The 293-nt window shown below is 69.3% G+C and carries 1 protein-coding gene; it reads left to right on the top strand.

Annotated elements, in window-relative coordinates; all coding sequences use genetic code 11:
- Positions 1–293: AMP-binding protein (locus tag NE591_RS15005; protein WP_256157075.1), on the top strand; the 293-nt coding region annotated here is incomplete at both ends.

Genomic DNA, 293 nt, shown 5'->3' with positions numbered 1-293 from the left:
CGCGCTCATGAACGCCGAGGGCGTCACCTGGTCCATGTCGGCCACCCCGTTCATCTACGACATGCTGAACGTGCTGGACGCCGAGGAAGGCCTGGCCTTCGACACGCGTCGCCTGTTCTGCTGCGGCGGCGCGCCTCTGCCCCCGGCGCTCATCGAGCGCGCGGCCCGCTACGATGTGCTGCTCTGCGAGATCTACGGCTCCACGGAAAGCTGCCCGCATGTGTTCGTGCCGCCGGAGAAGTGCGCCGAATGGGACGGCGCCTGGTCCGGCGTGCCCTTCGCGGGCATCGAGG

This window comes from Adlercreutzia sp. DFI.6.23 (assembly GCF_024462535.1).
GTDB classification, from domain to species: domain Bacteria; phylum Actinomycetota; class Coriobacteriia; order Coriobacteriales; family Eggerthellaceae; genus Adlercreutzia; species Adlercreutzia rubneri.
The sequence above is the reverse complement of the archived record's forward strand: the minus strand, read 5'-3'. Positions and strand labels throughout refer to the sequence as shown.